17 protein-coding genes are annotated in these 17093 nt (G+C 74.8%); 10 read left to right on the top strand and 7 right to left on the bottom strand.

All coding sequences use genetic code 11. The features are described 5' to 3' along the window. Positions 1 to 124: 124 nt before the first annotated feature. The gene (locus AC6I72_RS06085; protein WP_497999834.1) at positions 125 to 751 is read right to left on the bottom strand and encodes a nucleotidyltransferase family protein; all 627 of its coding nucleotides are present in this window, start codon (positions 749 to 751) and stop codon (positions 125 to 127) included. Between the two features lie 144 nt (positions 752 to 895). On the opposite strand from AC6I72_RS06085, the gene AC6I72_RS06080 reads away from it, so the two are divergent. Further along, the gene (locus AC6I72_RS06080) at positions 896 to 1219 is read left to right on the top strand and encodes a DUF5955 family protein (protein ID WP_497999833.1); all 324 of its coding nucleotides are present in this window, start codon (positions 896 to 898) and stop codon (positions 1217 to 1219) included. 114 nt (positions 1220 to 1333) lie between these two features. On the opposite strand, the gene AC6I72_RS06075 is transcribed toward AC6I72_RS06080, so the two are convergent. Both AC6I72_RS06075 and AC6I72_RS06070 read right to left on the bottom strand, forming a co-directional pair. Further along, positions 1334 to 1972 carry a response regulator gene (locus AC6I72_RS06075; RefSeq protein ID WP_497999832.1) on the bottom strand — a complete coding sequence of 213 codons (639 nt, stop codon included), beginning with the start codon at positions 1970 to 1972 and terminating at the stop codon, positions 1334 to 1336. After that, on the bottom strand, positions 1969 to 3471 hold the full coding sequence (locus AC6I72_RS06070; protein ID WP_497999831.1) for a histidine kinase: 1503 nt from the start codon (positions 3469 to 3471) through the stop codon (positions 1969 to 1971). The genes AC6I72_RS06075 and AC6I72_RS06070 overlap by 4 nt, the downstream gene beginning before the upstream one ends. Positions 3472 to 3605: 134 nt before the next feature. Between AC6I72_RS06070 and AC6I72_RS06065 the strand changes: the two genes are divergently transcribed. Both AC6I72_RS06065 and AC6I72_RS06060 read left to right on the top strand, forming a co-directional pair. Continuing rightward, complete coding sequence (locus AC6I72_RS06065) at positions 3606 to 4643, top strand: ABC transporter permease (protein ID WP_497999830.1); 1038 nt, start codon at positions 3606 to 3608, stop codon at positions 4641 to 4643. Further along, positions 4640 to 5368, top strand: coding sequence for an ABC transporter ATP-binding protein (locus tag AC6I72_RS06060; RefSeq protein WP_497999829.1), 729 nt, complete (start codon positions 4640 to 4642; stop codon positions 5366 to 5368). Before AC6I72_RS06065 ends, AC6I72_RS06060 begins: the two co-directional genes overlap by 4 nt. A gap of 38 nt (positions 5369 to 5406) precedes the next feature. Here AC6I72_RS06060 and AC6I72_RS06055 read toward each other — a convergent pair whose 3' ends face one another. Continuing rightward, a complete protein-coding gene (locus AC6I72_RS06055; RefSeq protein ID WP_366725399.1) occupies positions 5407 to 6207 on the bottom strand; it encodes an IclR family transcriptional regulator in 801 nt (266 codons plus the stop codon). A 293-nt stretch (positions 6208 to 6500) separates the two neighbouring features. On the opposite strand from AC6I72_RS06055, the gene allB reads away from it, so the two are divergent. Together allB and alc are read left to right on the top strand one after the other, a co-directional pair. Next, positions 6501 to 7838 (top strand): allantoinase AllB, encoded by a 1338-nt coding sequence (allB, locus tag AC6I72_RS06050; RefSeq protein WP_497999828.1) that lies wholly within the window; start codon positions 6501 to 6503, stop codon positions 7836 to 7838. Positions 7839 to 7953: 115 nt separating this feature from the next. After that, a complete protein-coding gene (gene alc / locus AC6I72_RS06045; RefSeq protein ID WP_497999827.1) occupies positions 7954 to 9069 on the top strand; it encodes an allantoicase in 1116 nt (371 codons plus the stop codon). Between the two features lie 355 nt (positions 9070 to 9424). Here alc and AC6I72_RS06040 read toward each other — a convergent pair whose 3' ends face one another. Further along, positions 9425 to 10174, bottom strand: coding sequence for an SDR family NAD(P)-dependent oxidoreductase (locus AC6I72_RS06040; protein WP_497999826.1), 750 nt, complete (start codon positions 10172 to 10174; stop codon positions 9425 to 9427). Positions 10175 to 10527: 353 nt separating this feature from the next. Between AC6I72_RS06040 and AC6I72_RS06035 the strand changes: the two genes are divergently transcribed. Next, entirely contained in the window at positions 10528 to 10923 is a 396-nt protein-coding gene (locus AC6I72_RS06035) for a guanyl-specific ribonuclease (RefSeq protein ID WP_497999825.1), read from the top strand. A gap of 71 nt (positions 10924 to 10994) precedes the next feature. Here AC6I72_RS06035 and AC6I72_RS06030 read toward each other — a convergent pair whose 3' ends face one another. After that, entirely contained in the window at positions 10995 to 11192 is a 198-nt protein-coding gene (locus AC6I72_RS06030) for a hypothetical protein (RefSeq protein ID WP_497999824.1), read from the bottom strand. A gap of 197 nt (positions 11193 to 11389) precedes the next feature. On the opposite strand from AC6I72_RS06030, the gene AC6I72_RS06025 reads away from it, so the two are divergent. Further along, positions 11390 to 12622, top strand: coding sequence for a sensor histidine kinase (locus tag AC6I72_RS06025; protein WP_498004608.1), 1233 nt, complete (start codon positions 11390 to 11392; stop codon positions 12620 to 12622). Positions 12623 to 12916: 294 nt separating this feature from the next. On the opposite strand, the gene AC6I72_RS06020 is transcribed toward AC6I72_RS06025, so the two are convergent. Continuing rightward, the gene (locus AC6I72_RS06020) at positions 12917 to 13882 is read right to left on the bottom strand and encodes an NADPH:quinone reductase (RefSeq protein WP_497999823.1); all 966 of its coding nucleotides are present in this window, start codon (positions 13880 to 13882) and stop codon (positions 12917 to 12919) included. A 100-nt stretch (positions 13883 to 13982) separates the two neighbouring features. Here AC6I72_RS06020 and AC6I72_RS06015 point away from each other — a divergent pair, with 100 nt between their 5' ends. From AC6I72_RS06015 to AC6I72_RS06005, 3 genes are all read left to right on the top strand, one after another. After that, positions 13983 to 14654, top strand: coding sequence for a response regulator (locus tag AC6I72_RS06015; RefSeq protein WP_497999822.1), 672 nt, complete (start codon positions 13983 to 13985; stop codon positions 14652 to 14654). A 183-nt stretch (positions 14655 to 14837) separates the two neighbouring features. Continuing rightward, positions 14838 to 16019, top strand: a complete 1182-nt coding sequence (locus tag AC6I72_RS06010; protein WP_497999821.1) for a cytochrome P450 family protein — start codon at positions 14838 to 14840, stop codon at positions 16017 to 16019. 290 nt (positions 16020 to 16309) lie between these two features. Continuing rightward, positions 16310 to 17047 (top strand): GntR family transcriptional regulator, encoded by a 738-nt coding sequence (locus tag AC6I72_RS06005; protein WP_498004607.1) that lies wholly within the window; start codon positions 16310 to 16312, stop codon positions 17045 to 17047. The last annotated feature ends 46 nt before the right edge of the window (positions 17048 to 17093 follow it).

The following is a 17093-nucleotide window of genomic DNA, read 5'->3' as shown; positions in this document are numbered from 1 at the left end:
CACCCGCTGTGCGGTCGGGTGCTTCTGATCAGTGGATAGTAGTTTCCTCATCGTGGAACTTCAATGGTTTGTTGATGTCGAGATTCTCTGAGTCGAGGAAAGGTGTCGCTCGGTGCCACCCCGTTCACTCCAGGTGGCACAGATCCGCCTCCGTGTCGATGTCGTACGCCTGCGCGACGTCCGCGCACTCGACCAGGGTGATCAGCCCGGCATGCTCCTTCAGGTAGCCGCGTGCCCCCCGGTCCCCGCCCGCACTCGCCGCGACACCCGCCCAGTGCGCCGCACCGAACAGGACCGGGTGCCCGCGCACCCCGTCGTAGGCCGCCGAGACCAGCGACGTCTCGTCCCGGAACGCGGCCCGCACCCGGCCGGCGGCCTCCGCGCCGATGCCGGGCTGGTCGACCAGCGAGACCAGCACCGCCCGTGCCCCCGAACCCGCGAGCGAGTCCAGCCCGGCCCGCAGTGACGAGCCCATCCCCTGCTCCCACCCGGGGTTCTCCACCAGCACACAGCCCTCCAGCCGCGCCAGCTCCCGTACGTCCCCCGCCCGCGCGCCCAGGACGACGTGCACGCGCGTGCACCCCGCCGCCCGGAGCACCCCGACCGCGTGTTCGACCAGCGGCCGGCCCCGGTGGGTGAGCAGTGCCTTGGGCCGGCCGCCGAGCCGCCGTCCGCCGCCGGCGGCCAGGACCAGGCCGGCGACCTCGTCGTCCATGTCGTCCATGTCGTCCGTGCCGTCCACAGGTGTCATGTGTCCTGCATACCTGACGGCCCGTCGCCCGTGCCCGGCGCGCGGGGCTGAATTTCGGTCCGTACGGTGGCGCGCCGCGCCCCGGGTGGCGTTTACTGACCCGCGTCCGGGGACTGCGCACGACGACGTGCTAGGGGGAGGGCTGTGTTGCGGAGCTTGGGACAAAGAGCGGTGACCGGCAGCGGAGAGGACCCGAGAGTGGCGGAACTGCGCACCGCCGTGTCCCGGTTACGCCGCGAACTCGCCGCCCACCCCCGGGACTTCCCGGACCGTGCCATAGCCGAGGACGAACTCGCCTCGCTCGCCGCGATGGCCGCCCACGGCACCCCCGAGATTCCCCGGTTGCGCCGCTCCCTGCTGCTGATCGCCGGTTCCATAGGGTCGGTCAGCGCCCTGCGGGCCGGCCTCGGCGAGGTGCGCGCCGCGGTGGACATGTTCGGGCCGCCACCGCCACCACCGGTGCGCTGAGCCGGGGCGGGCCTGAGCCCGGACCGGTTCAGGGGTGCCCGCCGGCCCCGCCTGCAGGCCTCGGCCGCCGGCCCCGGCGGGTCCCGGTGGCGGTTCGCCGCCCGGTGCCGTGCGTCAGGGTCTGCGGCGCCGGATGAGCCCCTGCTCGGTGGCGGCCGCGACCGCCGCCGTACGCGACTCCACACCCAGCTTGGCGTACACGTGCACCAGGTGGGACTTCACCGTGGCCTGGCTCAGGAACAGACGCTTGCTGATCTCCAGGTTGGACAGGCCGTCGCGCACCAGTTCCAGCACCTCCAGCTCGCGGCGGCTGAGCGCGGCGGCCGGCGCCCGCATCCGGTCCATCAGCCGGTGCGCGACCGCCGGGGCCAGCGCCGAACGGCCGGAGGCCGCGGTCCGCACCGCCGCGGCCAGCTCGTGCGGCGGCGCGTCCTTCAGCAGGTAGCCCGCCGCGCCGGCCTCCACGGCCGCGAGGATGTCCGCGTCGGTGTCGTACGTGGTCAGGACCAGGACGCGGGGCGCGCCGGGCCGTGCGGTGATCGCCGCCGTCGCCTCCGCGCCGTGCGCGCCCCGCGGACCGAACTGGAGGTCCATCAGCACGACGTCGAACCCGCCCCCGGCGGCCAGTTCCACGGCGCGCTCCGCCGTGGGCGCCTCCCCGGCGATCTCGAAGTCGGGTTCGGCGGACAGGACGGCCTTCAGACCCGCGCGCACCACGGGATGGTCGTCGGCCAGCAGCAGCCGGATCGTCATGCGCCGCCTCCCGCGCCACGAGCGTCCGGGTAGGGCAGGGTGACCGCCACCGCCGTGCCCTGCCCGGGCGCGGACTCCACCGTGAACGTGCCGCCCAGCGCCTCGGCGCGCGAGCGCATCGCGGGCAGCCCGAAACCGCCGCCCGCCGCCGCACCGTCACTCTCAACGGCACCGCAGCCCGCCGCCGCCCGCCGGTCTTCAGCGGCGTCGCCCGCCGCCGCACCGTCGCCTTCAGCCGCACCGCCGTCCGCCTGCGTACCGTGGTCCGCCGACCTGCCGTCCCTCGCGGGTGCCGTCCTGCCGCCCGCAGCCGGCCTGCGGTCCCTCGCGAGGCCCGCCCCGCCCTCCCTCGCGAGGCCCGCCCCGCCGCCCGCGGCGGAGCCCGCCGTGCCTCCAGCCGTCCCCGCCGCGCCCGCCGGCCCCGCAGTCCCCATCGCCCCCGCCGCGCCGGCTGTCCTCACCGCCCCCGCGCCGGCCGCAGCGACCGTGTCCGGGGCGAAGCCCACCCCGTCGTCGACCACGTCCAGTGCCACCGCCGTGTCCATGAAGCTGAGGGTGACCTCCGCGCGGGCGGCGCGGGCGTGCCGCAGGGTGTTGCCGAGCGCCGACTGCGCGATCCGCAGCAGCGCCACCTCGTACGGGGTGGGCAGCCCGGCCGGGGCGCCGCTGACAGAGAAGCGGACCACCGGCGGGCCCGCCGTGCGCGAGCAGAGCCGCTCCAGCGCGCCGGTCAGCGAGCCGTGCTCCAGGTCAGGCGGCGTCAGGGCGCGCACGAAACGGCGGGCCTCGGCGAGGTTGTCCTGCGCGGTGGCGCGGGCCTGCTCGATGTGGGCCGCGGCCGGCGAGTCGCCGGGGATCCCGCGCTGGGCCGCGCGCAGCAGCAGCTGGATGCTGGACAGGCCCTGGGCGAGCGTGTCGTGGATCTCCCGGGCCAGCCGCTCCCGCTCCGCGAGCGTGCCGGCCGCGCGCTCCGCCTCGGCCAGCTCCGCCCGGGTGGCCACCAGCTCCTCGATCAGCTCACGGCGCCGTTCGCTCTCCCGGTACAGGGCCTCGTAGCCGAGGACCGTGGCCACGGCGACCGCCGCGCCGAGCAGCGGTCCGATGAACACGCCCGGGCTGAGCTGTTCCCCGTGCCCGGTGAATCCGGCGATCGCCGCCGCCGCGGTCGCCGCGACGGCGGGCAGCCCCCAGCGCGCCGGGAGCAGGTGCAGGTGCAGGAAGTACAGCGGGAACGCCGCCCAGACGGCCTGTGGGGAGAACGCGAGGAGCACCAGCCAGGCCGCGCTGAGGACCGCCAGCCACACCGCCGAGCGGCGCCGGGAGCGGCGCACCGCCGGACTCAGCGCGCCGAGGGCGAACACCGCGCCCGTGCCGAGCGCCGCCGCCACCGTCGCGGGACCGTCGGCGCGGAGGGCGGCGAGCGCGAGGAGTCCGGCGAACAGCGCGTACAGGCACAGGCGCAGGGTGACGACGACGGGGGAGTGCGGGCGGACGTCCATGACGGACCCAGCGTAAGCGGGCGGTGCGCGGGACCGGTCAACCGAAAGGTTGAAAGGCGGCCGCACCCTTCGATCCGGCAGGAGCGTGCCCCGGCGCGATGCGCGGCGGGGGGTGCGCCGCCGAGGCTGGGGACATGTTCGTCGCATGGAGAGACCTCCGGTTCGCCAAGGGGCGGTTCGCCCTGATGGGAGCCGTGGTCGTACTGATCACCCTGCTCGTGGGGCTGCTGTCCGGGCTGACCGCCGGGCTCGCCGAGGAGAACACCTCGGCGGTGAGGGGCCTGCCCGCCGACCACCTCGCCTTCGCCGCGCCGCCGGACGGGCAGTCGGTGTCGTTCACCGGTTCGTCGCTGCCGCCGGCCGCCGTCGCCCGGTGGGCGCAGCGGGTGCCGTACGCCGAACCGGTGGCGATCCGCACGGTGGACGCCACGGCCGGCGGCCGCAGGGCGGCCCTGTCGGCGTTCGCGGTGCGGCCCGGCTCGGGCCTCGCACCGCACGAGGTCGCCCCCGGACAGGCGGTGCTCTCCGAGAAGGCGGCCTCGGACCTGGGCGTCGCGGCCGGGGACCGGGTGCGGCTCGGGGCGTCCTCGTGGACGGTGGCGGCCGTGACGGGCGGCGCGTCCTACAGCCACACCCCCGTGGTGTGGACGGCGTGGGACGGGGGCCGGGCGACGGTGATCGCGCTGCGCACGCACGGCGCCGACGTCACCGCCGGGGACGAGGCCGCCGGCACCAGGACCCTCACCAAGGGGGACGCGGTGACCGCGATCGGCTCCTACCAGGCCGAGAACGGTTCGCTGCAACTGATGCGCGGGTTCCTGTTCGTCATCTCCGCGCTGGTGGTCGGGGCCTTCTTCACGGTCTGGACGATCCAGCGGGCGCCCGACATCGCCGTGCTCAAGGCCCTGGGGGCCGCCACCGGGTACCTGCTGCGCGACGCGCTGGGGCAGGCCGTGGTCCTGCTGGCCGCCGGCACGCTCCTGGGCACCGCCCTGGCCGGCCTGGCCGGTGTCCTCGTGCGGGGCGGCGGCACGGTGCCCTTCGTGCTCGACCCGGCCACCGTCCTGGTGCCGGCCGTGGTGATGACCGTCCTCGGCGTGCTGGGCGCCGCCCTGTCCGTGCGGCGGATCACCGCCGTCGACCCGCTGACCGCGCTGGGAGGCGTGCGATGAGCCTGCTGCTGGACGACGTCACCCTGACCTACCCCGACGGGGACGGCAGACTGACCGCGCTGGACCGGGTGTCCCTGGAGGTCCCCGCGGGCACCGTCACGGCGGTGGTCGGGCCCTCCGGCTCGGGCAAGTCGAGCCTGCTGGCGGTCGCGGCCACGCTGATCACACCGGACAGCGGGCGGGTGCGGGTGGCCGGGACGCCGACCGGGCGGCTGACCGCCGCGGAGCGGGCCGCGCTGCGCCGGCGGGACGTCGGGATCGTCTTCCAGCAGCCGAACCTGCTGCCCTCGCTGACGGCGGGGGAGCAGCTTGAGGTGATGGCCCGCCTCGACGGCCGCCGCGCGGCGGCGGGCCGCGCGCGGGAGCTGCTGGCCGCCGTCGGTCTCGCCGATCAGGCGCACCGCCGTCCGCACCAGCTCTCCGGCGGCCAGCGGCAGCGGGTGAACATCGCCCGGGCGCTGATGAACGAGCCGTCGGTGCTGCTGGTGGACGAGCCCACCAGCGCCCTGGACCACGAGCGCGGCGCGGCCGTCCTCACCCTCCTGACCCGCCTCACCCGCGACCGGGGCACCGCAACGGTCCTGGTCACCCACGACCGGACCCACCTCGCGGCGGTGGACTCGGTGGCGCAGATGCGGGACGGACGGCTGGGTGTGCCCCCGGGGACGTCCGTCCTCCGGTCCGGCGCCCCGGCGGACGCACGGCTCACCGCGCCGGAGGACTGACAGCACGGGGGCCGGCCGCCCGACCGGTCCCCGTTCGCTCAGGCCGGCGCGCCCGCGCTGGTCAGCGCCTGGGACAGCTCCGCCGCCACCTGCTGCAGGACCGGGACGATGCGCTCGGTCGCGGACTCGGTGACCCGCCCGGCCGGCCCGGAGATGGAGATCGCGGCGGCGGTGGGGGAGTCGGGCACGGTGACCGCGAGGCAGCGGACCCCTATCTCCTGCTCGTTGTCGTCCATGGCGTACCCGAGCTTGCGCACGTCCTCCAGGGCCGCGAGGAATCCCTCCGGAGTCGTGATCGTCTTCTCGGTGGCCGCGGGCATGCCGGTCCGGGCGAGCAGGGCGCGCACCTCGTGGTCCGGGGTGTGGGCCAGCAGCGCCTTGCCCACACCCGTGGAGTGCGGCAGCACCCGCCGGCCGACCTCGGTGAACATCCGCATCGAGTGCCGGGAGGGCACCTGCGCCACGTACACGATCTCGTCGCCGTCGAGCAGCGCCATGTTCGCCGTCTCACCGGTCTCGTCGACCAGCCGGGCGAGGTAGGGGCGGGCCCAGGTGCCCAGCAGGCGGGAGGCGGACTCGCCCAGACGGATCAGCCGGGGGCCGAGCGCGTACCGCCGGTTGGGCTGCTGACGGACGTACCCGCAGGCCACGAGCGTGCGCATCAGGCGGTGGATGGTCGGCAGGGGCAGTCCGCTGGCGGCGGACAGCTCGCTCAGGCCCACCTCGCCGCCCGCGTCCGCCATCCGTTCGAGCAGGTCGAAGGCGCGCTCGAGGGACTGGACGCCACCGCTGGCGGAGGACTTGGCGGAGTCGGTGGTGCTGGCGCTGGACGTCGGCACGGCGCGTTCCTTTCGGGGCGGGCAGGAAGGGCCAAAGCCTACCGGGGGGACGGTTGACTCCCTGCCTGTACGGAACTACGTTCTGTCTGTTGGAATTCTAATTCCGCTTTGTGGAAACGTCCAGAGTGTGTACGCCGGCCGGCTGTCCAGCAGTGTGCCCCTTGACGGGGTGAGGGCGGGAGTGAAGACTCCTTCAACAGAACGTTGAAGTCCGTTACATGGGTGTAAATGGGCCTAAGTCCCTGCGCATCTCGTGTCCTGGAAGCACGACGGCGACGAAGAGAGGGGTCCCGGTGTCCGAGGCTGAACTGGTGCTGCGCTCGACACGAGTCATCACGCCCGAGGGGACGCGCGCCGCGTCCGTCGCGGTCGCCGACGGCACGATCACGGCCGTACTGCCCCACGACGCGCCGGTGCCGACCGGTGCCCGCCTGGAGGATCTCGGCGACGACGTCCTGCTGCCCGGCCTGGTCGACACCCACGTCCACGTGAACGACCCGGGCCGCACCGAGTGGGAGGGCTTCTGGACCGCCACGCGCGCCGCGGCCGCCGGCGGCATCACCACCCTGATCGACATGCCGCTCAACTCCCTGCCGCCCACCACCACCGTGGACAACCTGCGCGTCAAGCAGGACGTGGCCCGCGACAAGGCGCACATCGACGTCGGCTTCTGGGGCGGCGCCCTGCCCGGCAACGTCAAGGACCTGCGCCCGCTGCACGACGCCGGTGTCTTCGGCTTCAAGGCGTTCCTGTCGCCCTCGGGCGTGGAGGAGTTCCCGCACCTCGACCAGGACCAGCTGGCCACCTCGCTGGCGGAGATATCCGGCTTCGACGGCCTGCTGATCGTGCACGCCGAGGACCCGCACCACCTCGACGCCGCCCCGCAGCACGGCGGCCCCCGGTACACCGACTTCCTCGCCTCCCGGCCGCGCGACGCCGAGGACACGGCCATCGCCGCACTCATCGCCCAGGCCAGGCGGCTGAACGCGCGCGTGCACGTGCTGCACCTGTCCTCCAGCGACGCGCTGCCCCTGATCGCCGAGGCGCGGGCCGAGGGCGTGCGGATCACCGTCGAGACCTGCCCGCACTACCTGACCCTGACCGCCGAGGAGGTCCCGGACGGCGCCAGCGAGTTCAAGTGCTGCCCGCCCATCCGCGAGGCCGCCAACCAGGACCTGCTGTGGCAGGCGCTGGCCGACGGCACCATCGACTGCGTGGTCACCGACCACTCGCCCTCCACCGCCGACCTGAAGACGGACGACTTCGCCACCGCCTGGGGCGGCATCTCCTCCCTCCAGCTGAGCCTCGCCGCCGTCTGGACCGAGGCCCGCAAGCGCGGCCACGGCCTGGAGGACGTCGTACGCTGGATGTCCGCGCGCACCGCCGCCCTCGCCGGCCTGGACCGCAAGGGCGCCATCGAGGCCGGCCGCGACGCCGACTTCGCCGTCCTCGCCCCCGACGAGACCTTCACCGTCGACCCGGCCCGCCTCCAGCACCGCAACCGCGTCACCGCGTACGCGGGCCGGACGCTGCAGGGCGTGGTGAAGTCCACCTGGCTGCGCGGCGAGCGCATCGTCGCCGACGGCGAGTTCACCGCCCCCCGGGGCCGGCTGCTGAACCGGTCCCACTGAGCCACCACTCCCACGCGCGCGTGGGACCGCGTCAGGTACGGAACCCGTACCGCACCGCGTGCGCACGCGCGCCCCTCCCGCACCGGCCGACTCCCGAAAGGAAGAACTGATCACCGTGACGGCGACTCCCCGTTTCACCGGCGACGCGAACCCCTACGGAGGCGGTGACCCGTACGCGGACTACCGCACCGCCGACTTCCCCTTCACCCAGCACGCCAACCTCGCCGACCGCCGGCTGGGCGCCGGGGTCGTCGCCGCCAACGACGAGTTCTTCGCCCAGCGCGAGAACCTGCTGGTTCCCGAGCGCGCCGAGTTCGACCCCGAGCACTTCGGCCACAAGGGCAAGGTCATGGACGGCTGGGAGACCCGCCGCCGCCGCGGCGTCTCCGCAGAGCACCCCTGGCCCACCGAGGACGACCACGACTGGGCGCTGATACGGCTCGGCGCGCCCGGCGTCGTACGCGGTCTCGTCATCGACACGGCGCACTTCCGCGGCAACTACCCGCAGGCGGTGTCGGTGGAAGGCACCTGCGTACCGGGCTCGCCCTCCCCGGAGGAGCTGCTCGCCGGCGACGTCAAGTGGACGACCCTCCTGCCGCGCACCCCGATCGGCGGCCACGCGGCCAACGGCTTCGAGGTCGACGTCGAGCAGCGCTTCACGCACCTGCGCGTCAACCAGCACCCCGACGGCGGCATCGCGCGGCTGCGCGTGTACGGCGAGGTCGTGCCCGACCCGGAGTGGCTGCGGACGCTCGGCACCTTCGACGTGGTCGCCCTGGAGAACGGCGGCCGGGTCGAGGACGCGTCCAACCTCTTCTACTCGCCGGCCACCAACACCATCCAGCCGGGCCGCTCCCGCAAGATGGACGACGGCTGGGAGACCCGCCGCCGGCGCGACCAGGGCAACGACTGGATCCGCTACGAGCTGGTCGCCCGCTCCGAGATCCGCGCCGTCGAGATCGACACCGCCTACCTCAAGGGCAACAGCGCCGGCTGGGCGTCCGTGTCGGTCAAGGACGGTGAGGACGGCGAGTGGCGCGAGGTCCTGCCGCGCACCCGCTGCCAGCCCGACACCAACCACCGCTTCGTGCTGCCCGTGCCCGCCGTCGGCACGCACGCGCGCGTGGACATCTTCCCGGACGGCGGCATCTCCCGGCTGCGCCTGTTCGGCTCCCTGACGGAGGACGGCGCGCGGCGCCTGGCCGCCCGCCACCAGGAACTGGGCGGCTGACCCGTCCCACGGCCCGCGGGGCGCGCCCGGCCCGACAGCACCGGCGCGCCCCGCGATCCGGCCTCCCCCGACTCCGCGATCCCGCGTCCCCCGACTCCGCGATCCCGCTTCCCGCGATCCGGCCTCCCCCGACTCCGCGATCCCGCGTCCCCCGACTCCGCGATCCCGCTTCCCGCGATCCCGCGATGCGGGCGAGCGTCCAGCGACGGCCGCGGCTCGGCGTCCCGCACCCCTGATTCGGCGTGCGTCCGATGACGGCCGCGGTTCGGCCTCCCGCGGCCCCGCGTCCCGTGGTCGCCGGCCCTTCCCGGACCGCGGCGGGCCGGTGGCCTGCCCCCGGCCCGCCGCGCAGGCCCTACGCCGCGTGCCCGCCGTCCACGGCGAACTCCGCGCCGGTGACGTAGGCCGCGTCGGCCCCCGCCAGATAGGCCACCATCGACGCCACCTCGTCGGGGGTGCCGAAGCGGCCGAGCGCCGTCAGCGCCGCCTGCCCGGGCGCGTACGGCCCGTCGGCGGGGTTCATGTCGGTGTCGATCGGGCCGGGGTGCACGATGTTCGCGGTGATCCCGCGCGGTCCCAGTTCCCGGGCGAGCGCCTTGGTCAGACCGATCAGGGCGGACTTGCCGGTCGCGTAGAGGGTGCCGCCGGGCCCCGGCACGCGCTGGGTCATGCAGGTGCCGATGGTGACGATCCGGCCCCCCTCCCGCATCCGCACGGCGGCGGCCCGGCAGGCGAGGAAGACGGCGCGCACGTTCACGGCGAGCACCCGGTCGGCATCGGCGAGGGTCAGACTCTCCACCGGCCCCAGCAGGCCCACGCCCGCGTTGTTCACCAGCACATCGAGCGAGTCCAGTTCACCGGCCGCCCGTCCGACGACGTCCGACGCCTCCTGCGGGTCCGCCGCGTCCGCGCGCAAAGTGACCGCCCGCCGGCCCAGCCGCCGGATCTCCCGCGCCACGTCCTCGGCCGCCTCCTTCCCGTTCACGTAGGTGAGGGCCACGTCGGCCCCCTCGCGGGCGAGCCGCAGGGCCGTCGCCGCACCGATGCCACGGCTGCCGCCGGTCACCAGAGCCGTCTTTCCTTCGAGGTTCCGCTGAGATGTCATGCCTCCATCCCAGCGGCCGGCCCGTACCGGCGCTGGCGGCCATCGGACGCCGAGGTCCCGGCGGGGACACGGCGGACGGCCCGCACTCCTGCCAGGGGGGAGCGGGCCGTCGCCTGCGCGGCGCGGGTCGGCGGGGGAGGCGTCGGAGCCCTCGGACAGCTGACGCGCTCGCGGGACGCGCGGCATCGGCGAGAGCGAGGGGGCGGGCGGCCGCTGCCGACCCGGTTCGCATGAACGTCCGGCGAACAGGTGAACAGTCGAGGTCAACCGCCGGTGAATTCACCGGACTTGCCGGGAAACTCCACGGCATTGACATTGACATGCCACTGTCTACGCGCGTCATCATGAGTTCCATGAGATTCCCCCCACGCATGACCCGCATCGGCGCCGCGGGCGCCCTCCTGTCCGCCCTCCTCGTGGGCGGCACCGTCTCCGCCGGCCAGGCCGGCGCCGCCACGGCCTCGGTCGGCAGCATCTGCTACGGCGCCCTGCCCTCCCAGGCCCACGACACGCTCGACCTGATCGACCAGGGCGGCCCCTTCCCGTACTCGCAGGACGGCAGCGTCTTCCAGAACCGCGAGGGCGTCCTGCCCAGCCGGGCCGGCGGCTACTACCACGAGTACACGGTGATCACCCCCGGTTCCCCCACCCGGGGCGCCCGGCGGATCGTCACCGGCGAGCGGACCCAGGAGGACTACTACACCTCGGACCACTACGTCACGTTCGACCTCGTCGACTTCGGCTGCTGAGGCGGCTGCCGGGCGGTCTCCCCACCGGCCGCCCGGCACGCGCCCACCGCCCGACGGTCACCGCTCACCGCTCACCGCTCGCGGCTGTCGGCGGCGGCGAACAGGGCGCACGCCAGCACGATCAGGACGAAGCTCACGAACACCTCGTAGCCGTGCAGGAACGGAACCTGCCGCAGAATCCCCACGTGCCAGTCGGTGAACTCCTGCACGAACCCCAGCACGCCCTGCACCAGGGCGATGAAGCCGACGACCTCCAGAACCTTCTTCATGCGTCCGAGACTCGCCCCGTGGTCCCCCCGCGCGCATCGGCCGCGGGGAGGGAGGCGGCCGACCAAGGTTTACGGGCCGTCCGGGACGGAGAGCCGAAGGTCGCCCGCGCCGCGACTTCGGTCGCGGAAGTGCTCCGGGCGCGGCGGAGGCCTCTCCCCGTTGCGTAGATTTGTCGACTGTGACAGCAGACGGGACGATGCAGGAACCGACGGTGCGCGCCGGACGGCGGTGGTGGCTGCCCTCCGCCGTGGCCGACGGACTCGACCCCGAGGAGGGGCGCACCGGCCGGACCCGGCGCACCGCCCGCGACTGGTTCGTCGACTTCTCCTGTTTCTTCCTGGCCGTACTCATCGGCATCAGCGCCGTCAACTCCCTGCCCCACGAGCAGAACCTGCCGCGGGTCCTGGCCGTCACCGACCAGGTGGTCGGGGCGCTGGCCTGCGCTGCGGTCTGGCTGCGCCGCCGCTGGCCCCTGGGGCTGGCCGTCGCCATGATCCCCATCGGCGTGGTCTCGAACACCGCGGGCGGTGCCGTCGTCGTCGCCCTCTTCACCCTCACCGTGCACCGCCCCTTCCGGTACGTGGTCTGGGTGGGCGGCGCCCAGCTCGCGCTGATCCCGCTCTTCTACTGGCTGCGGCCGGACCCCGACCTGCCGTATCCGGGCATCGTCGTCTTCGCCGTGCTGCTCACCCTGTCGGTCATCGGCTGGGGGATGTTCGTACGGTCCAAGCGGCAGCTCATGCTGAGCCTGCGGGACCGGGCGCGGCGGGCCGAGACGGAGGCACGGCTGCGCGCCGAGCAGGCGCAGCGGCTCGCCCGGGAGGCCATCGCCCGGGAGATGCACGACGTCCTCGCGCACCGGCTGACCCTGCTGAGCGTGCACGCCGGCGCGCTGGAGTTCCGGCCCGACGCGCCCCGCGAGGAGATCGTGCGGGCCGCCGGGGTCATCCGGGAGAGCGCGCACGAGGCCCTGCAGGACCTGCGGGAGATCATCGGCGTCCTGCGCGCCGGGGACTCCGAGGACGCGGGGCGCCCGCAGCCCACCCTGGCCGCGCTGGACGCCCTGGTCGCCGAGTCCCGCGAGGCCGGCATGAAGGTGACGCTGACCGGTCAGGTCGTCGACCCGGCCGCCGTGCCCGCCTCCGTCGGCCGCACCGCGTACCGCATCGCCCAGGAGGCCCTGACCAACGCCCGCAAGCACGCCCCCGGCGCGGAGGTGACCGTGACCGTCACCGGCGGCGCCGGGCAGGACCTCGCCGTCCACGTGCGCAACCCGCCGCCCGAGGGGGAGGTGCCGCACGTCCCCGGCTCCGGGCAGGGCCTCATCGGCCTCACCGAACGCGCCGCCCTGGCCGGTGGCACCCTGCGCCACGGGCCGAGCCCGGACGGCGGCTTCGAGGTGCGGGCCCTCCTGCCGTGGCCGGCCTGACGGGGGCGCACGTCCGTCGGGCCGGAACGCCCGGGGCGGCCCGGAAAGGGCTGGCCCGAGGGCGGGCCGCAGCCGCCGCGAAGGGAACGCGGCCCGTCCCGGGGCGATGACCGGCATACGGTGGCGCGCACGCGGCACTGACCTGCGTACGGCGGCGCGCACGCACGCGCGTACGTCGGCGCGCACGTCGCCCCCTGCTCCCGAGCGCGCCCCGCGCGCCCAGCGCACGCTCGGTCCGCCGCCGGACGTGCTCACAGCCCCCGCCCCCGTACCCCCGGCCTCCCGCCCGGCCCGTCAGGGCAGCAGGACCACGCGCCGTCCATGCAGTTCGCCGCGCTCCACGCGCCGGTGCACGCGGGCCGTCTCGCTCAGCGGGGCGTACTCCACCGCGCGGGGCCGCAGGCCGCCCCGGGCAAGCCGTTCGTTGACCGCCTCCGCCGCCGCGGCCAGCTCGGCGACCGTCGCGTGGGAGATGGCGAAGCCGCGCAGGGAACCGTCCTTCATGTAGAGCGGCCCGACCGGCAGGGTGGCCTCGTCCCGGGCCCCGGCCAGCAGGACGACGCGGCCCCGGCGGGCGAGGAGGGCGACCGCGGCCCGCAGGTCGTTGCGGCCCGAGGTGTCGACATGGACGTCCACCCCGTCCGGAGCCAGGGCGGCGAGCCGCTCCCCGAGGTCCTCCGCCCGGTAGTCCACGACCTCCGCCGCGCCCAGGGAGCGCACGTGGTCGTGGTCGCGGGGCGCGGCCGTGGCCAGGACACGCGCCCCCGCGCACGCCGCCAGCTCCACCAGCGCGCTCCCCACGTTGCCGCCCGCCCCGCCGACCAGGACGGTCTCCCCGTCCCGCAGCCCGCCGTGGGTGAACAGCGCCAGGTACGCGGTGGCGGCGGGATGGAACACGGCCACCGCCTCCTGGGGCCGCACCCCGGCGGGCAACCGGTAGAGGCGGCCGGCCGGCACGGCGGCCTGTTCCGCCGCCGCTCCCTGCCGCCCGTCGTGGCCGAGGCTGTTGCACCACACCGTCTCGCCGGCCGCGAACCCCGACCCGGGCGACGCCACCGTGCCCACGAGGTCGCGCCCGACCACGAACGGGAACGGCAGCGGCGTACGGAAGACCCCCGAGCGCACGAACGTGTCCACCGGGTCCACCGCCGTGGCCAGCACGTCCACCAGCACCTCACCGGCTCCCGGCACGGGCGGCGGCAGCTCACCCCAGCGGATGACCTCGGGCGGACCCAGCTCTTCGATGTAGGCAGCACGCATGAACGGCCATGCTGCCACCGCCGGACGCCCGCCGCGCCCCCGCGCCGCGGGGCGGTGAGCCGGTGTGGCCGCGGGCCGGGCCGTTTGGTTGGCTGGGCCCATGACCGTGATCCGAGTGCTCCTCGTCGACGACGACCCCCTGGTGAGGGCGGGGCTGTCCTTCATGATGGGAGGCGCCGACGACATCGAGATCGTCGGTGAGGCGGCCGACGGCGGCGAGGCGCAGACGCTGGCCGAACGCACCCGGCCGGACGTCGTCCTCATGGACGTGCGCATGCCGGGCGTGGACGGCCTGACGGCCACGGAACGGCTGCGCGCCCGCCCGAAGGCACCGCAGGTCGTGGTCCTGACCACCTTCCACGCCGACGAGCAGGTGCTGAGGGCGCTGCGCGCCGGCGCCGCCGGCTTCGTCCTCAAGGACACCCCGCCCGCCGAGATCGTCGAGGCGGTGCGCCGGGTGGCGGCCGGTGACCCCGTGCTCTCGCCCACCGTCACACGCCAGTTGATGCGGCACGCGGCCGGGGCCGCGGGCGACGGACGGCGCTCCCGCGCGCGTGAGCGGATGGCCGCACTCAACGACCGCGAACGCGAGGTCGCCGTCCGCGTCGGGCAGGGACTGGCCAACGCCCGGATAGCCGCCGACCTCTTCATGAGCGTCGCCACCGTCAAGACCCACGTCTCCCGCATCCTCGCCAAACTCGGCCTGAACAACCGTGTGCAGATCGCGCTGCTCGCCCATGACGCCGGACTCCTCGAAGAGGACGCTTCCTAGCAGGTCCTGTCGTCACCTTCCCGTCGTCGCCCGGGCTTTGGTCCGGTGCGGCGAGGCGCCGTGCCGGGCGTCGCGAGCCGGTGAACCTTCGCGGTCACAGCACCATGGGCACTTCGCGCCGCCGCCGGTCGTTGTCCGGGCACGGGGCGACGGGTGGCGTACGCGCTCCGGAGGGGAGCCGAGATGGCAGACGTGATCGACCTGGCGGAGTACGGCGAGGGGTTCAGGGACGACCCCCACCCCGTCTACGCGCACCTGCGGGAACGGGGCCCGGTCCACCGCGTGCGACTGCCCCCGCCCGAGTCCTACGACACCTGGCTCGTCGTCGGGTACGAGGAGGCGCGTGCCGCCCTCGCCGACCCCCGGCTCGCGAAGGACGTCGCGGGCCTCGACGTGCGGCCCGTCGAGGAGGAGGTGATCGGCAAGCACCTGCTGACAGCGGACCCGCCGCAGCACACGCGGCTGCGCTCCCTGGTCACCCGCGCCTTCACCGCGCGCCGCGTGGAGGCACTGCGGCCCAGGATCCAGGCGATCACCGACGAACTGCTGGACGCGATGCTGCCGCTGGGGCGCGCGGACCTCGTGGAGGCGTTCTCCTACCCGCTGCCGATCACGGTCATCTGCGAGCTGCTGGGCGTGCCCGAGATGGACCGGGCCGCGTTCCGGGAGATGTCCAACGAGTTCGTCGCCCCCACCAGCGAGGACGGCTTCGTGCGGTCCGTGGACCGGCTCGCCGCCTACCTCACCGACCTGATCGAGGACAAGCGGTGCGCCGGCCCCGCCGACGACCTGCTCGGCGCGCTGATCCGCACCACCGCGGAGGACGGCGACCGGCTCTCCCCCCAGGAACTGCGCGGCATGGCCTTCCTGCTGCTCATCGCGGGCCACGAGACGACGGTCAACCTCATCACCAACAGCGTCCACACCCTGCTCAGGCACCCGGCGCAACTCGCCGAGGTGCGGGCCGATCCCGGCCTGGTGGACGCCGTCGTCGAGGAGACGCTGCGCTACGAGGGCCCGGTGGAGAACGCCACCTTCCGGTACGCGGCCGAGCCGCTGGAGATCGGCGGCACCGCCATCGCGCGCGGTGAGCCGGTGCTGATCGGCCTCGCCGCGGCCGACCGGGACGGCGCCCGCTATCCGGCCGCGGACCGCTTCGACCTCCGCCGCGACACCCAGGGCCACCTCGCCTTCGGCCACGGCATCCACTTCTGCGTGGGCGCGCCCCTGGCCCGGATGGAAGCGCGTACGGCCCTGCGCACGCTCCTGCGGCGCGCGCCCGGCCTGGCGCTCGACGGCCCGCCGGGGGAGTGGCTGCCGGGCATGCTCATCCGGGGCACCCGGAGCCTGCCGGTGCGCTGGTAGCCGGCCGCGGCCGCCCCGGGGCCCGCCGACCGGGCACCCCGCCCGCCGACCGGGCGCGCGGTAGCCGGGCCGGGACGGCGGGCGGACCGCGCGGGCCGGGCACCGGGCCGGGAGCGGTCCGACAGGCGATGAGCAGCCCGTCGGCCGGTCCCGCCGGTCCGGAGGAACAAGGTGGGGGCGACTCCGGACGCCGCCCCTCCATATGTCCGGACAAACTGACTACACGACTTCCCGTCAACCGGTCGCCGGGCTAGGCTCGGGCCGTGCCCAGACCAGATGCGGACCCCACCCTGTCGCTCGCGCTGAGTGTCGACCGGAGTTCCCCCGTGCCGTTGTACTACCAGCTGTCGCAGCAGCTGGAGGCGGCGATCGAACAGGGCGCCCTCACTCCCGGCAGTCTGCTGGGCAACGAGATCGAGCTGGCCGCGCGGCTCGGTCTGTCCCGCCCCACCGTCCGCCAGGCCATCCAGTCGCTCGTCGACAAGGGGCTGCTGGTGCGCCGCCGCGGGGTCGGCACCCAGGTCGTGCACAGCCAGGTCAAGCGTCCGCTGGAGCTGAGCAGCCTCTACGACGACCTGGAGGCGGCCGGGCAGCGCCCGACGAGCACGGTCCTGGTGAACACGGTCGTCCCCGCGTCCGCCGAGGTCGCCGCCGCCCTCGGGGTGACCGAGGGCGCCGACGTGCACCGGGTGGAACGGCTGCGGCTCGCACACGGCGAGCCGATGGCGTACCTGGTCAACCACCTGCCCGCCGGCCTGCTCGACCCGGACACCGCGCAGCTGGAGACGACCGGCCTGTACCGGCTGATGCGCTCCGCCGGGATCACCCTGCACAGCGCCCGTCAGTCCATCGGCGCCCGCGCCGCCACCCCCTCCGAGGCCGAGCGGCTCGGCGAGGCGGAGGGTGCCCCCCTGCTCACCATGCAGCGCACCACCTTCGACGCCACGGGCCGGGCGGTCGAGTTCGGCACGCACACCTACCGCCCGTCCCGCTACTCTTTCGAGTTCCAGTTGCTCGTACGGTCCTGAGCCGGGAGCGACCCGAGGGTGACCAGGGGTGACAGGAGCGGCCCCG

The sequence above is a fragment of the Streptomyces sp. Xyl84 genome, from assembly GCF_059731885.1.
Note: the sequence above shows the minus strand (reverse complement) of the source record. Positions and strands in the feature narration are given on the sequence as shown.

Coding starts and splice junctions, on each gene's coding strand:
- AC6I72_RS06085 (WP_497999834.1), bottom strand. CDS start 751: ATGACACCTGTGGACGGCACGGACGACATGGACGACATGGACGACGAG.
- AC6I72_RS06075 (WP_497999832.1), bottom strand. CDS start 1,972: ATGACGATCCGGCTGCTGCTGGCCGACGACCATCCCGTGGTGCGCGCG.
- AC6I72_RS06070 (WP_497999831.1), bottom strand. CDS start 3,471: ATGGACGTCCGCCCGCACTCCCCCGTCGTCGTCACCCTGCGCCTGTGC.
- AC6I72_RS06065 (WP_497999830.1), top strand. CDS start 3,606: ATGTTCGTCGCATGGAGAGACCTCCGGTTCGCCAAGGGGCGGTTCGCC.
- AC6I72_RS06060 (WP_497999829.1), top strand. CDS start 4,640: ATGAGCCTGCTGCTGGACGACGTCACCCTGACCTACCCCGACGGGGAC.
- AC6I72_RS06040 (WP_497999826.1), bottom strand. CDS start 10,174: ATGACATCTCAGCGGAACCTCGAAGGAAAGACGGCTCTGGTGACCGGC.
- AC6I72_RS06035 (WP_497999825.1), top strand. CDS start 10,528: ATGAGATTCCCCCCACGCATGACCCGCATCGGCGCCGCGGGCGCCCTC.
- AC6I72_RS06030 (WP_497999824.1), bottom strand. CDS start 11,192: ATGAAGAAGGTTCTGGAGGTCGTCGGCTTCATCGCCCTGGTGCAGGGC.
- AC6I72_RS06025 (WP_498004608.1), top strand. CDS start 11,390: ATGCAGGAACCGACGGTGCGCGCCGGACGGCGGTGGTGGCTGCCCTCC.
- AC6I72_RS06020 (WP_497999823.1), bottom strand. CDS start 13,882: ATGCGTGCTGCCTACATCGAAGAGCTGGGTCCGCCCGAGGTCATCCGC.
- AC6I72_RS06015 (WP_497999822.1), top strand. CDS start 13,983: ATGACCGTGATCCGAGTGCTCCTCGTCGACGACGACCCCCTGGTGAGG.
- AC6I72_RS06010 (WP_497999821.1), top strand. CDS start 14,838: ATGGCAGACGTGATCGACCTGGCGGAGTACGGCGAGGGGTTCAGGGAC.